The sequence below is a fragment of the Bacillus mojavensis genome (assembly GCF_012648005.1).
In the GTDB taxonomy this organism is placed as follows: domain Bacteria; phylum Bacillota; class Bacilli; order Bacillales; family Bacillaceae; genus Bacillus; species Bacillus mojavensis.
The window spans coordinates 2482952-2496714 of sequence record NZ_CP051464.1; the positions used below are offsets into that span (position 1 = coordinate 2482952).

At 40.2% G+C, this 13763-nt stretch carries 15 protein-coding genes and 2 pseudogenes; 6 read left to right on the forward strand and 11 right to left on the reverse strand.

Annotated elements, in window-relative coordinates:
* Positions 1-14: 14 nt before the first annotated feature.
* Both nikD and nikE read left to right on the forward strand, forming a co-directional pair.
* Positions 15-842: a nickel import ATP-binding protein NikD gene (nikD, locus tag HC660_RS13045; RefSeq protein ID WP_010335058.1), complete on the forward strand. Its 828-nt coding sequence runs from the start codon at positions 15-17 to the stop codon at positions 840-842.
* A gap of 31 nt (positions 843-873) precedes the next feature.
* The gene (nikE, locus tag HC660_RS13050; protein WP_168748310.1) at positions 874-1710 is read left to right on the forward strand and encodes a nickel import ATP-binding protein NikE; all 837 of its coding nucleotides are present in this window, start codon (positions 874-876) and stop codon (positions 1708-1710) included.
* Positions 1711-1878: 168 nt separating this feature from the next.
* Here nikE and HC660_RS13055 read toward each other — a convergent pair whose 3' ends face one another.
* Both HC660_RS13055 and HC660_RS13060 read right to left on the reverse strand, forming a co-directional pair.
* Positions 1879-2043, reverse strand: coding sequence for a hypothetical protein (locus HC660_RS13055; protein ID WP_168748311.1), 165 nt, complete (start codon positions 2041-2043; stop codon positions 1879-1881).
* 297 nt (positions 2044-2340) lie between these two features.
* Complete coding sequence (locus HC660_RS13060; RefSeq protein ID WP_168748312.1) at positions 2341-3105, reverse strand: metal-binding protein ZinT; 765 nt, start codon at positions 3103-3105, stop codon at positions 2341-2343.
* Between the two features lie 192 nt (positions 3106-3297).
* Here HC660_RS13060 and HC660_RS13065 point away from each other — a divergent pair.
* Positions 3298-3416 (forward strand): annotated as a pseudogene (locus HC660_RS13065) (aldo/keto reductase); the annotation flags it as partial.
* A 99-nt stretch (positions 3417-3515) separates the two neighbouring features.
* Here HC660_RS13065 and HC660_RS13070 read toward each other — a convergent pair.
* The 4 genes from HC660_RS13070 to HC660_RS13085 form a co-directional block, all read right to left on the reverse strand.
* The gene (locus tag HC660_RS13070; protein ID WP_024122261.1) at positions 3516-3872 is read right to left on the reverse strand and encodes an SH3 domain-containing protein; all 357 of its coding nucleotides are present in this window, start codon (positions 3870-3872) and stop codon (positions 3516-3518) included.
* A gap of 51 nt (positions 3873-3923) precedes the next feature.
* Entirely contained in the window at positions 3924-4283 is a 360-nt protein-coding gene (locus HC660_RS13075; RefSeq protein ID WP_010335061.1) for an SH3 domain-containing protein, read from the reverse strand.
* Positions 4284-4534: 251 nt separating this feature from the next.
* Positions 4535-5188: a toxoflavin lyase-like VOC family protein gene (locus HC660_RS13080; protein ID WP_168748313.1), complete on the reverse strand. Its 654-nt coding sequence runs from the start codon at positions 5186-5188 to the stop codon at positions 4535-4537.
* A 525-nt stretch (positions 5189-5713) separates the two neighbouring features.
* Positions 5714-6412, reverse strand: coding sequence for an aspartate/glutamate racemase family protein (locus HC660_RS13085; protein WP_095713405.1), 699 nt, complete (start codon positions 6410-6412; stop codon positions 5714-5716).
* 320 nt (positions 6413-6732) lie between these two features.
* Between HC660_RS13085 and HC660_RS13090 the strand changes: the two genes are divergently transcribed.
* Positions 6733-7098, forward strand: coding sequence for a CotD family spore coat protein (locus HC660_RS13090; RefSeq protein ID WP_244956462.1), 366 nt, complete (start codon positions 6733-6735; stop codon positions 7096-7098).
* Between the two features lie 198 nt (positions 7099-7296).
* On the opposite strand, the gene HC660_RS13095 is transcribed toward HC660_RS13090, so the two are convergent.
* The 3 genes and pseudogenes from HC660_RS13095 to adhR all read right to left on the reverse strand — a co-directional run bounded on the left by HC660_RS13095 (position 7297) and on the right by adhR (position 8373).
* Positions 7297-7575 carry an HPr family phosphocarrier protein gene (locus HC660_RS13095; protein WP_168748315.1) on the reverse strand — a complete coding sequence of 93 codons (279 nt, stop codon included), beginning with the start codon at positions 7573-7575 and terminating at the stop codon, positions 7297-7299.
* 135 nt (positions 7576-7710) lie between these two features.
* Positions 7711-7913: pseudogene (locus HC660_RS21115) on the reverse strand (aldo/keto reductase); the annotation flags it as partial.
* Positions 7914-7968: 55 nt separating this feature from the next.
* Positions 7969-8373 carry an aldehyde stress transcriptional regulator AdhR gene (gene adhR / locus HC660_RS13100; RefSeq protein WP_010335066.1) on the reverse strand — a complete coding sequence of 135 codons (405 nt, stop codon included), beginning with the start codon at positions 8371-8373 and terminating at the stop codon, positions 7969-7971.
* Between the two features lie 405 nt (positions 8374-8778).
* Here adhR and HC660_RS13105 point away from each other — a divergent pair, with 405 nt between their 5' ends.
* Positions 8779-9828 carry an NAD(P)-dependent alcohol dehydrogenase gene (locus HC660_RS13105; protein WP_168748316.1) on the forward strand — a complete coding sequence of 350 codons (1050 nt, stop codon included), beginning with the start codon at positions 8779-8781 and terminating at the stop codon, positions 9826-9828.
* Positions 9829-10124: 296 nt separating this feature from the next.
* Positions 10125-10634: a cysteine protease YraA gene (gene yraA, locus HC660_RS13110; RefSeq protein ID WP_010335069.1), complete on the forward strand. Its 510-nt coding sequence runs from the start codon at positions 10125-10127 to the stop codon at positions 10632-10634.
* Positions 10635-10739: 105 nt separating this feature from the next.
* On the opposite strand, the gene HC660_RS13115 is transcribed toward yraA, so the two are convergent.
* Positions 10740-12788, reverse strand: a complete 2049-nt coding sequence (locus HC660_RS13115; protein ID WP_168748317.1) for a levanase SacC — start codon at positions 12786-12788, stop codon at positions 10740-10742.
* A gap of 140 nt (positions 12789-12928) precedes the next feature.
* A complete protein-coding gene (gene levG / locus HC660_RS13120; protein WP_168748318.1) occupies positions 12929-13756 on the reverse strand; it encodes a PTS fructose transporter subunit IID in 828 nt (275 codons plus the stop codon).
* Between the last annotated feature and the right edge of the window lie 7 nt (positions 13757-13763).

Consider the following 13763-nt stretch of genomic DNA (forward strand, 5'->3'; position numbering starts at 1 on the left):
AAGGAATGAGGAAGTTGGGAACAGAACAATCACCGGTGCTGCAAGTTAGAGATTTGCATGTACAGGCCAAAACGCACAAAGGAGTTTCTACTCTTGTGCAAGACGTCAATTTCGAACTGAAGCGCGGTCAAGTCCTTGGCCTGATTGGTGAGAGCGGATGTGGAAAAACAGTAACAGGCATGTCCATTCTTCAGATGCTTGATCAGAAAACAACCAAGGTGAAAGGAAGCATTTCACTACTAGGCCGAGAATTAAACGGATTGGCAGATAAAGAAATGCGCAAAATACGCGGCAAAGAAATTGCCTATATTATGCAAAATCCGATGAACGCTTTTACCCCCGTTTTTACGATTGGTCATCAAATGATTGAAACGATTCGCTCTCATACGTCTTTTAACAAAAAGCAGGCAAAGGAGCTTGCAATCGAAGCGTTGCATAATGTGAGCTTATCCAATCCTATTAAACTTTTAAAATCTTACCCTTTTCAATTAAGTGGCGGAATGCTTCAACGGGTGATGATTGCAACCGCTGTATGCTTACATCCAAGCATTCTCATTGCGGATGAACCCACAACCGCATTAGACGTAAATAATCAGAAGGCCGTGCTGAAACATTTAGACGCCATGCGCTCTGAATGTGGAACGGCGATTTTGCTTATATCTCATGATCTGGGCGTCATTGCTGAAATGGCGGATGAAGTCGCTGTGATGCAGAAAGGAAGAATCGCAGAAAAAGCAGATGTGTTTCAGCTGTTTGATGCACCAAAGCATGAATATACAAAGAAGCTATTAGGGGCACGTTTGACATTGCCAATTGATGAACGTGCCATTGGGTCAATTTGACGAAAGAGCGGCATTTTAATGAGGTGAACAAGTGAGTTTATTACAAGTGAAAGAAGTCTCTCATCGTTATGCGGAGCGTTCATTATTCAAATGGAAATTTCAATCTAAACAAGTCCTATCCGATGTCAGCTTTTCGATTGAGAAGGGTACATGCTTAGGCTTGATTGGGCCAAGTGGAGCCGGTAAGAGTACATTGGGAAAAGTGTTGCTTGGTTTAGAACGGCCGCAATCAGGTCAAATCCTTTTTCAAGGCCATGATATGTATAGCGTAGATAAATCGATCCGGCGAAAAATCCGCCGTGACCTTCAAGCTGTCTTTCAAGATTCATACTCGTCCGTCAACCCGCGAATGACGGCGGAGCAGATTATTGCAGAACCATTAGAAAACTATGAAACCCTCACTGCGGCGGAACAAAGACGAACCATTATCGAGTTGTTGGAAAGAGTAGGCCTAAGTGAAAATGATTTAACAAAATATCCGCACCAATTCAGCGGCGGGCAATTGCAGCGGATCAATATCGCCAGAGCAATTTCGCTCAAACCGAAACTGATCGTTTTAGACGAATCAGTCAGCAGTCTGGACATGGTTACCCAAACGCTTATACTCGATTTGTTAAAAGAGCTCAAAGACGAGTTTGGGTTATCGTATTTTTTTATTACGCATGATTTGAAAGCCGCTTATCAATTGAGTGACACATTAGGTGTTCTAGATAACGGAAAATTAGTTGAGCTATACGAGTCCAAACTTCAGTTCTTTGCATCAGACCATCCAGCAGTAAAAGAAATGAGAAGCTCCATACTTGCCGAACACCCGCGCTTTCGTTCGATAGGAAGAGGAACGACGCTACAAGAAGAAAATCGCGTGTAGATATATAGCATTCCCGGTTACATCGTTTTTTCATGATATTTGCTTTAACGAGTACGGCATGTCTCTTGTTGTTCAAAGCATGGAGTGCTGTTATCAATAGAACGGTTGCACCGTTAACTGCTTTCAACTCACGGCTACACATGCCACATTTTAATCAATGTTCCTGCTTTAAATATGACATTGAAAAAGAACCGTTGGCTTTAAACCATTGGTTCTTTTTCTCTTACTGTTTTTGCTTTCGTTATTGTGTTCGCATAACATACACTCACAGAACTTTGAAATAATACCAGAGAAAATAAAGCCACTACCAAGTGCTTCTTCATCTTTAGTCATTTCATTTTTTCCTCATACTCTCCCCTACTCTTCACCCTATCTCCAAAAAGCTTTTACCCAACCGTTAATTTATTACGTATCTTAACTTTGTTAATGAGCCGTCAATCCCGTTGCGAAGAGAAAGAAACGGATAAAAACGAAAGAGGGCAAAAAAGCTGCTGACGAGGAGTCAGCAGCTAACACAGGAGGTATTGTATTGCATTAAACCTCCCTGAAGACTAATCAAATTTTCCACAGGAAAAAATGGACCTTTTGTGCAAAAGAAATACCCTACTTCATGGCCAGGTTACTTCTCAATTAATGCGCCATCATATCATGGGCAATATCGTGTCCGTCCATTTCTGACGGGTAGTAGGTAGGCCAGTTTTTCACTTCATCAAGTAAAGCTTCACGGTCCTCACCCCAATACAGATGGTAATGGCTAGCTTTAGTCGGGTAGATACTATGATCGCTAAACTGAATATACTGAGGAAGTCCTTCAGCTTTTTTAGCTAGTTTGAATATGTATCTTACCCCTCTATTGCCCGCATCATATGTTAGAATTTCGTACCCGTCATACGTATACTTACCTGAATATTCTTTTCCATTTTTGAAGAACGATACAGTATCTTTTTGGATTACAATACGGTCAACATCTGTTTTATACCCTTTTTTATAATACTCTTTATATTCTTCAGCTGTCTTGTCACCTTCATGTTTTGATTTATATGAAAATACTTCGTCCAGAGTGCCATCTTGCAGGTATGGATATACAGATTGCCAGTCTCCTTCCCAATCAGAAAGTGAACGATCCTTTACTTGGCTGTTTTTAAAATAGCCTTCATGAATTTTTTCTGTCTCTTCATCATGTGCATGACTATGACTATGGCTATGATCGTGATCATGATCATGAAATTCTGATGTTTGCTCTTGCGTGTTAGAAGAGTTTTCTTCACCTGCTGAGGATGATGTTGCTGTTTTATTAGACTCACCTTTAGATGAACCTGAAGTCTGACATCCTGCCAATATTAGTAATAAACCAATCATAAATATCCCTAATCTCTTTGCAAATAAAATTTTCATTACAACACTCCTTTTCCCAAACCGAAATAATTACGATTTGTATTATACAATTATCTTGGTCAAAAATCAAAGGGAAAATCTCGCTTGAATGTTGCCGGGAGCAGATGGCGATTTCATTAGAATCCTACTTCGTTAATCAGATATTCTTTTAAAATACGAAAATCTATGATAGTCCATGAGGAGAGATTTGTTGTGAAGTATACCTTTTTAGGAAGAACAGGATTGCGGGTCAGCCGTTTATGTTTAGGTGGGTCGATACAGATGAAAAGACCGCGTTCTGTATTATGGATGAAGCGCTCGATAGCGGCATTTCACAAATGCAGGTGCGGAAGACATAATAATAGCAAAAACCATACCAATATTGTTGGTATGGTTTCTCTTGAAGAGACTCTATTGTACGAATTATATAGCTAGTTGCATTTGTAACCGACAGGGCCGTCTGAGCCTGTGTAGACATATGTGTCAGAAACATATCCAATGTTCACGACACCACGTGAATCTTTCCACTGGATTTGATCCCAAATATTACTCGTTCCATACTTTCCGGTAACAGTCGTCCCATAAGCGTAACAATAGTAAGGAACACGTGAACCGCTAGGAATGGAAAGCATAATAGGATAGTTTGTACCTGGACCGCTGCGCATATTTACAGGCGCACCGCTGCTTGTTGAGACTGTAAAGTACTGAACGGCAAGTGCTTGACTGGAAAAAATGAATAATGATGCGATCATAACGGTTAACATACTCAGCTTTTTCAGTTTAGTCAATGTCATCCCTCTTTCTTCAATTTCTTCATTTTAGAAACGATAGAACATATGCTACCAGCTGCATTTAGGAACTACCGGGCCGTCTGATCCTGTATACATATATGTATCAGAGACAAATCCAGGAACGATCTCCCCGCTGGCAAGCGTCCGTTCTGTGTAGTTCCAAATATTACTCGTTCCATACTTTCCAGTTACAGTTGTACCGGTTTTGTAGCAGTAGATCGGGATGCGGGTTCCGCTCGGAATAGTCGTTACAATCCCCCAACTTGTACCTGGGCCGCTGCGCATATTTACGGGAGCACCGCTGCTTGTTGAGACAGTGTAATACTGAACTGCTTGTGCATGACTAGAAAAAATGAAGAATGACGCCATCATAACGGTTAATAAACTTGCCATTTTTAACTTTCTCAACTTATACTCCTCCTCATAATAAATGTCCTGCGTCTGGTTTTCTTACATTCAGTTCAGGAATGATTCGGCAGACCATCTTCGCTCCTTTCGTTTACATATATTGATCATATTACCATCACACAGGTATATGAGAAGTGCCATTATTACTGAATTTTCCGACAGAAGAGAGGATAAAATTCGGGAATATAGGGATGACAATGCAAGCAAAAATAATGCATGAAAGATATGTCACACACCAATTAAAAGCTTGACTACTCATCAAAATTTTTGATGATCCCTCGGTCAGTTTCAATCATAAGTGGTGCATCTATACTGTATTTATCCGAGAATATCCACCTTCTTCCGACAGGACCTAATAAAATATAGACTCCTTCTTTATACTCCCCCATGAAATGTAAATGGTTTTTTGAGAAAGGTTCATCATTTCTTTGCCGGATTCCCAACTTTAAAAGGTAGTCAAAACATTCTTTAACATGATTCGTAGATAAACCAATCTCGCTTATCCCTATTACATTGTCGGGCGTGAATTCTTTTGACCTCGTTTCCGGAGAGGTTTCTAATCGAGAAATAAACTCAACAATATTACCTGCTGGATCTTCAAAATATATCGATCTTGCCTTTGCATTTGCAAAATATACTTCATCATCACCATTTTCTTCAAGTAAATTAACCTTCTTTTTCAGCCATTCTTTAGCTTCTGCGAAAATATTCGAATGGATATTAAACGCAAAATGATAGTAATAGCGATTCACTTCGTCTTGATGCAAGGTTAAAATGCTTTCTCCCACTTGAAATGTGGCTAATGTATCAGTTAACGCCAGCCTTTTAAATTGAAGGATATCTTTATAAAAGCTTACAGTTTGATTAAAATGAGAAACAAATATTTCAAGATTTTTTATTTTCATTATTCACACCCCCTCTCTTAATATATCTAAAATGAGAAACAAATTCTTTCTACATTTAGCTTATTTAATCTACATCATTAGACTGAAAAATAAAGAACTACATAAATTTGTTTTTCATTATTATTCATTAGCTTTAAGGATGGATGAAATGAATCACCTTGGTTTTTTATTTCAAAAATCTGTAACAGCTGAAGTAAGGTCATCATCAATCTATGCCTAGGCATAGGCTTCAGGATTGTCATCTGATTCCTGAACTCGTCACCCGTGTCATGTCTAAAACTGGATAGGTATACCGTTTAGTATATAAGAACAGATATACTCACCTCACTACGCAATTGTTTTCAAAGTCTATCTATTGTGTTAGTGAGACCTTGCTGCGTCTTCAATATCTTCAAACACAATTTTCAGTGGAAAGGATCATAATATTATCACCCCTATAAAGAGCCTCCTATTTTATGACTTGTATAAACATAATAAAAAAACCGCTCTTAAAAAACGGTTTTAGAGTATAGGAAGGAACTGATTCTAAGATGAAATCGAAAGAGATTTATTCACTGCTTCTCGAGCATGGATTAAGGTTGTATCAAATATTGGCACTTTGAAATCTTCAGCTTTTACTAGTAATCCAATTTCAGTACATCCGAGAATTATTCCCTCCGCTCCTCTATTCATCAAATTATTTATGATGGTGTGATAAATGTTTTTCGATGACTGTTTAATTTCACCCAAACATAGTTCTTGATAGATAATATTATTTATTAATTCTCTTTCATTATCATTAGGCACAATAATATTAATGCCATGAGTCTCAATACGAGTTTTATAAAAATTTTGCTCCATTGTATATTTGGTACCTAGTAATCCTGCTGAACGAATATCTTGTCTGTTCATTTGATCAGCAGTTGCATCGGCAATATGTAAAATAGGTATTGTGATCATTGCTTGGATATCACTAATTACTTTGTGCATAGTGTTTGTGCATATTACAATAAAATCTGCTCCGGCTTTTTCTAATGATCTTGCTGCTTCCCCCAAGGTTTTACCAGCTTTATTCCAAGCTCCTTCTGATTGAAAGTGTTCAATCTCTTTAAAATTAACACTGTACAAAAGACACTTTGCCGAATGTAACCCCCCTAACTTCTTTTTTATTTCCTCATTGATAATTCGATAGTACTCAGCCGACGACTCCCAACTCATTCCGCCAATAAGACCAATCGTTTTCATAGCCCACCTCGATTTAAAATTCGAAATATTATTAGTATTTTAATATATAAGTCATTTTAATACCAGGACTGCTATTATCAAGTATAAAATGATTGATTGGTCTTCCAGGCCCGTAGCTACGGTGGAAATATAATTAAAATGATAGAAAACTATGCCCCTTTCTTGTCATGTGTATCGAAATCCTAAAATAATAGCGGATTTTTTATAATATGAGTTTCTTGTCTAGGACAACCTTTTTTCTTCATCATAACTTATATTGTAAGACAAGATTTTTTGAGAGGGTGATTTTGATGAGCTGCAACAACGGTGGGTTTAGAAGTGTGGACGAATTCATGTTCGGCTCTCGTCGCGGGAACAACGGTACCAATAGCTTCAATGGCTTCAATGGTTTTAATGGTTTTAATGGGGGTAACGGAAGTAACGGAGGTAATGGAGGTAACGGAGGCAACAATGTAGAAACAATTGTTTCTCCCACAAGAAATGTTGTAAATACGACAACCAATGAACGTACTGTTAGACGTGTTCAGCCTACTCATATTGTTAATGTTAATAGAAATGTTACAAGAGTAGAAAATTATTATCCAGTGACACAATCTGTAGAGAATGAAAATATCGTTGAGGAATATGATTGTGGAAGTGACTTAAGAAATCCATGCTGTAAACCAGTAAAAAGATGCAATAGGTAATCATTCAGTAAAGATTCATTTTAGGCATCCTTATGGATGCCTTTTTTATTACCCTACCCTTTCCAATTATAAGATTTTGGGCTTTAAAATGAAGAGAAATAAGTTGGTTTCTTTAAAGATAGACATTTAACAAAACGCTCGTATAAAAAAGGGGGACTTGGAGCGAGTCCCTGAAAATGAAAGAGTGGTTTTCTTCAATCATTTCTTTGTGAACTTGTTTTTTTGCAAATGATCTTCTATCACTTGTAAAGCCTGTTTCTCGTCAACGCCATTAGCTCTTATCCTAATGTGGGTATTAGGTTTAATTCCTAGTGACATCACATCAATGAGGGACTTGGGTGTATTTTTCAGATCGACAGCTTGCCCTTGATATTCAAGATATATACTGGAGCTAAATTGACAAGCCGCACGTACTAACAAGGCCGCTGCACGTGCGAAGCCTGTACTCGCGATCATTGTATACTGTTTTTCTATCATTCTCCCTGCTCCTTAGGCCTGAGAATTCCTTGAAGAATTGGAATAGGCCAGTTTTTATCATACGCCCTCTATTCTTTCTCTCAATCCGAAACATAGTATCTTGTTGATTTCCAGCAATATCGTTTACGAGCATAATTAATGATAACCAACTATTCGGTGAAGTACATATGGTTCTTCTAGAAACCTAACTTCTTGAGTCGTCAATTTAACTGCATCTACGGCATCTTCAAGATGTGACATTTTCGTAGCACCGTTACAGGCTCTTTCTGCAGCAGCCAGGCAAACGCGATATGGATACGGGGAACACCGTGTTTTTCCGCGATTTCCCCTGCTCTTTTATGATAAATGTTAACAAAGAAGGAATTGTTTCATTCATTCTAGCCTTACTTGCACTTATCCATGAAAACTTTCCATTTTGGGTCTGCTTTTGAGTTTGTCCTCATTTTCGCGCAGTTTCCCATCATAATCCTCAATTTTTTTATTTAATCTTTTTATTGTTTCATCAATTTCTCTCCGCTTTTCTATCAACCGCTGTCTTTCGTCCGCCAGGATATTTTTGCGTGCTTCTACTGTTCGGTCTCCTTCAGTAAATAACGTTGTATATTCAATTAACGCGTCTATCGTTAGTCCAGCATTTCGCATGCATTTGATAAATTCAACCCATTTGATATCTTCTTCACCATAATCGCGGATGCCGCTTTCTTTTCGTTTTACCGGCGGGATCAATCCAACACGTTCATAATAGCGGAGCGTTGCGGCTGTTAGGCCAAACTGCTTTGCCACTTGCGTAATATTCATATTTTTCACCTCTTTATCCTGCTGTTTTTGAAGATAACACTTAAAGTTCACTTTAAGTCAAGAAGAAACAAATTGAAACTGCTGACGTATTTCTCAATCTCATTCTTCAGGGAATGTCGTGAATATTCCGCCGCACGTAATACTTGGCATGATGCAACAAAAGACAGTGGGTTGCATGTAGACATTACTCCTGGAGACGGAACTGTTCATGATGAATGGTATGATACAGGATAAAACAGAATTTAATACTTAATTGTTTACTCTTATACTTTTATAAAAATATGTTTCTTAAAAAACTCTTGCCTTAAAGTGGACTTCAAGGTTTAAAGTGATGTTGAACACACCTGACAAACATCAAGTGACATGTTCTTATCTGGAAACTGACTATATGAAAGGAAGGTCTGTATGTGTAATCATCATAAAACTCGTGTATTAAGCGTACCAAATGCTAAAGCGAAATTTGAACAGACTACAATTGAAAGAAGAGAATTACGGGCGCACGACGTCTTAATCGACATTAAATTCAGCGGTATTTGCCATTCCGATATCCACAGTGCGTTCGATGAATGGGGCGGAGGAATTTTTCCGATGGTTCCCGGTCACGAAATCGCCGGAGTTGTGGAGGCTGTGGGAGCAGAAGTCACAAAATTCGCTGTCGGAGATCGCGTTGGCGTCGGCTGTTTTGTTGACTCCTGCGGAGAATGCGAATACTGCCTCAGTGGTGAGGAACAGTTCTGCACGAAAGGTGTTGTCCAAACTTATAATTCACTGGACTATGATGGAAATCCGACGTATGGCGGGTACAGCCAAAAAATCGTTGTCACTGACAGGTTCGTTGTTCGGATACCGGACAGTTTAGAGCTGGATGTCGCCAGCCCTCTATTGTGTGCAGGGATTACAACATACTCCCCTCTAAAACACTGGAACGTCGGCCCAGGCAAAAAGGTTGCGATTGTAGGAGTCGGCGGGCTTGGTCATTTGGCGATTCAATTTGCGCATGCTTTGGGTGCAGAGGTAACTGTCCTGAGCCGCTCTATGAATAAGAAAGAGGAAGCTCTTGAACTAGGGGCAGACCATTACTATGCAACCAGTAATCAAGCTACATTTACTGAATTGGCCGGGCGTTTTGACGTAATCTTAAATACGGTATCCGCGAATCTTGATGTAGATGCCTATTTATCATTGCTTCGAATAGACGGAACACTCGTCAATGTAGGGGCACCGGCCGAGCCGGACAAATATAGTGTATTTTCCTTAATCATGGGCCGCCGCAGCCTTGCAGGTTCTCTTGTCGGCGGAATTCCAGAAACACAAGAGATGCTAGATTTCGCTGCTCAGCATGGCATTGCACCTAAAATAGAAGTAATTCGTGCCGATCAAGTGGATGAAGCTTATGAGCGTGTTCTTCGCAGTGATGTACGCTATCGATTCGTTATTGATATGTCTACATTATAGTTGTAAAAGGTGGGGTAGCCATACTATTTTTTGTTTACTGCACTGCTCAGACAGGACGTGAAAATCATTTAAAAAGTCTATTTTTAAAAAAGAAACAGGTTGAAAAGAGTACTATCCTTTAGCCTCGTTTTGGCGGCAATTTACCAAATTGTGATAAATGATATAAAAACCATAAAACCTATAAAGCAACGCCTTCGCAGGACTCCTGCGAAGAACATCTGACAAGCAAATATTTTGAAGGAAGATGTACCTGCCTGTTATTCTATGGTATATAAGATTTCATAGGAGGTATAAATATGAGCAAAAAAATCGCTGTTCTCGTTACAGACCAATTCGAAGATATTGAATATACAAGTCCGGTAAAGGCATACGAAGAAGCTGGGCATAGCGTTGTAGCCATTGATTTGGAAGCGGGCAAGGAAGTTACCGGTAAACATGGCGAGAGAGTGAAGATCGACAAAGCGATCTCCGATGTAGATGCTAGTGAATTCGATGCCCTATTGATTCCTGGAGGATTTTCCCCAGATTTGCTTCGCGGAGATGACCGCCCAGGTGAGTTTGCAAAAGCATTCGTAGAAAATGAGAAACCTGTTTTCGCTATTTGCCACGGCCCGCAGGTACTCATTGATACGGATCTTCTGAAAGGCAAAGACATCACTGGCTACCGTAGCATTCGCAAAGACTTGATCAATGCTGGTGCAAACTACAAAGACGAAGAAGTAGTCGTTAGCCACAACATTGTAACAAGCAGAACACCTGATGATTTGGAAGCATTTAACCGCGAATCATTGAAACTGTTGAAATAACACAAAGGCACAGACGGTTTGAGTCTGTGCCTTTTTTATAGAGAAGATGTATTAGGTCTTCTCTAATCACAAGTCCTTTGATTCAAGTATCATCTTTTCAATTCTTTATCTTCTGACATCCAAGCTTCCCGCGTTGACATTCTGGAAGGCTGCTGTTGCATCCCAAACGTTCAAGCCAAATTGGCCTTCTGAGAATGCAGAATCCTCAGCATCTATCACCAGACGGTCATCCAAATATATTTTAAAGTGAGTGCCTTGAGCCACAGTTTTCAGATGATACTTTTTATTTATATCTATCGGTGTTTTATATTCAGCAATAACAGTGGCAACACCATCCTCAAATTTAAAAAATTTCACCAGATCATGTTTCGCATCCACATTGGCTACATAACCATTTTGTGCATCTTTGTCTGAACGAAACACAAGAGCTCCTGCCCCTTTTCCGTTCCCATCTTTAACTGTAATGTCAGATTCATAGGTGGAATCTGCTCCGGATGCTGAAGACATAATGAAGGAATCGCCGTCTGATCGTCCTTGTTTTCCATCAATTGTGTCAGCCCACGTACCGTTTACAGTTGTCCAGCCAGTCAAATTGGATATAAACGGTGACGCTCCCCATACTTTATTTAAAGGATGAATCGTTAGGGAGTTTACCTTAACACGGCCATTAACAGCATATAATTCAAGACCTTTGCTTGATCGATCCGGAAGAATGATGTCAGTCAACACCTGCTGTCCGTCATTGCCAAATACTTCGACTGAAGAGCGGTCAACAAAAATACGCATTTTTATCTTTCCATTTACCGGCTTCAGCGGAGCTGCTTGTTTCCCAGTGTTAAAGGTTGGATTGAAGGTGACGTTTCCGGATTGGCTTCGGTCAACGAACAGTTTGCCGCTCTTTTGATGGTAGCCGACTTTTGTATATTGATGTCTCCCTGTTCGAACCTTAAAACCAAATTCAGAAGCCGAACCTGGGTTCACTTGAAACTCTGCATTCATTTCATAAGCATCTCCAGATAGGCCCACCAATACATTACTGCTCTCTGGCGATATGCTCTTATTTTTCCACTCATGTGAGGCCCCCCGGATGGATTGCAGCTCTGTTACTGGTGTTTGAATGACTCTGACCCCTTTAGAGAACGCTTTCAATTTTACTTCTCTTGGAATAGTCATTGCACTTCTCCATGGAGATGTAGGAACATCGTTGGCATATTGCCAATTGCTCATCCACCCTAGCCAAAGCCGCCGTCCGTCTGAAGATGGTGTATCAGACCAAGAAACAGCTGCATAAAAGTCTTTACCGTAGTCGGTCCATAATACTTTGTCTGGCGGGTTTTCGTTCTTAAAAGTTGTTCCATCGAAACTCCCTACAAAATATTGCATGCCTGATCCTCCTGAAACCGCACCGTTTCCGACACTGACTTGCATCACCCATTTCTTTTGTTTCGGATTGCCGTCTACAGGAAGCTCAAATAGATCCGGGCATTCCCATACGCCTCCATGACTACCTTGTCCTTGCCCAAACTCACTTGCATATGTCCACTGCTTCAAGTTTTTCGATGTATAAATGAGAATTCGGTCACCAGCTGCCAGCACCAGCACCCACTTTTTATCTTTTTCGTACCAAAACACTTTCGGATCGCGAAAGTCTTTTTTTCCCGGGTTAGGAATGACCGGATTACCTGAGTATTTCGTCCACGTTCTTCCTTTATCATTACTATAGGCGATGCTTTGCACTTGGCCGTCTTCGTGATCCTGTGTATATATAGAGACAAGCGGCTTCTCCTTTCCGGTTTGAAAACCGCTTGTATTATTCCAATCGACCACTGTGCTTCCGGAAAAAATCGTGCCTTTTTCATCCGGTGACAGCGCTATAGGGAGATGCTTCCAATGAACTAAGTCCTTGCTTACTGCATGGCCCCAATGCATCGGCCCCCATTGCAGACCATATGGATGATGCTGATAAAACAAATGATACTCCCCTGCATAATAAACCATTCCGTTTGGATCATTCATCCAGTTTGCCTCTGGTGTAAAGTGATATTGAGGACGGTAATCCTCATCATAGTAGCTTGAATCGGCTGCACTTACTGGTAGTGCCATAGTAAACAGCATGGTGAACAGGATCACGACTTGAATAAGCTTCTTTTTCATTCTGATTCTCTCCTCTCTAACATTTGAACACATTCAAGAGAGACCTCTGCACGAGTAGATACGTGATAAAAGCTGTATCGAATGATGAAGAGGTTATGAGAAAGACTGCTGCAGGTTCTCCCCTTTTTACCTGTTAGCGCTTATGCCAGAAATCCAGCCCAATAGCCAAGAATACCGATCACAAATATGCCAACAATAATAAGGAGCGGATTTACTCCTTTTCGCAGCATCCATGCCACTAATAAAGTCAATCCTAAAGGCAGCACCCCCGGCATAATGCTGTCTAAAATATTTTGCACAGTTTGAACGTCAACTTTTCCGTTATCATCTTTAATTCTTGAAACAACGATTGGGATGTTGATGGTGGTCCACTTGGAGACCAAAGCCCCCATCACAAATAACCCGAGGATGGATGCACCTTCTGTCAGTTTTTGAATACGATTCCCTGTTAAATCCTGCAAAATCTCCATCCCTTTTACATAGCCGTACTTTAAACCGTAATATTTTGTGGTTAATCTGATGGCATTCAGCAGGAAAAAGAACAGCAGAGGACCGGCAATGTTTCCGCCTAAAGCAAGAGAAGCCCCTAAAGCAGCCAATACGGGACGTACGGTTCCCCAGAAAATAGGGTCACCCACACCCGCTATCGGACCCATTAAACCGATTTTCATCCCGCTTATTGCTTTCCCGTCAATTCCTTTATTGTTCGCCATTTCTTCTTCCATGGCAGCTGTCACCCCAAATATGGGGGCGGACAGCCACGGATGTGTATTAAACCATTCCAAGTGCCGCTGCAATGCTGCGTTTCTTTTCGCTCCCGGACCGTACAATTTTTTGATCGCCGGTATCATCACATAGCAATATCCCATTGCCTGCACACGTTCAAAGTTAAATGAGCCGAGCAAGAAATTCGAACGGATAAACATACTGAAAATGTCTTTTTTCGTTAATCTTTTTTCTTTCTCCATTTTTCAT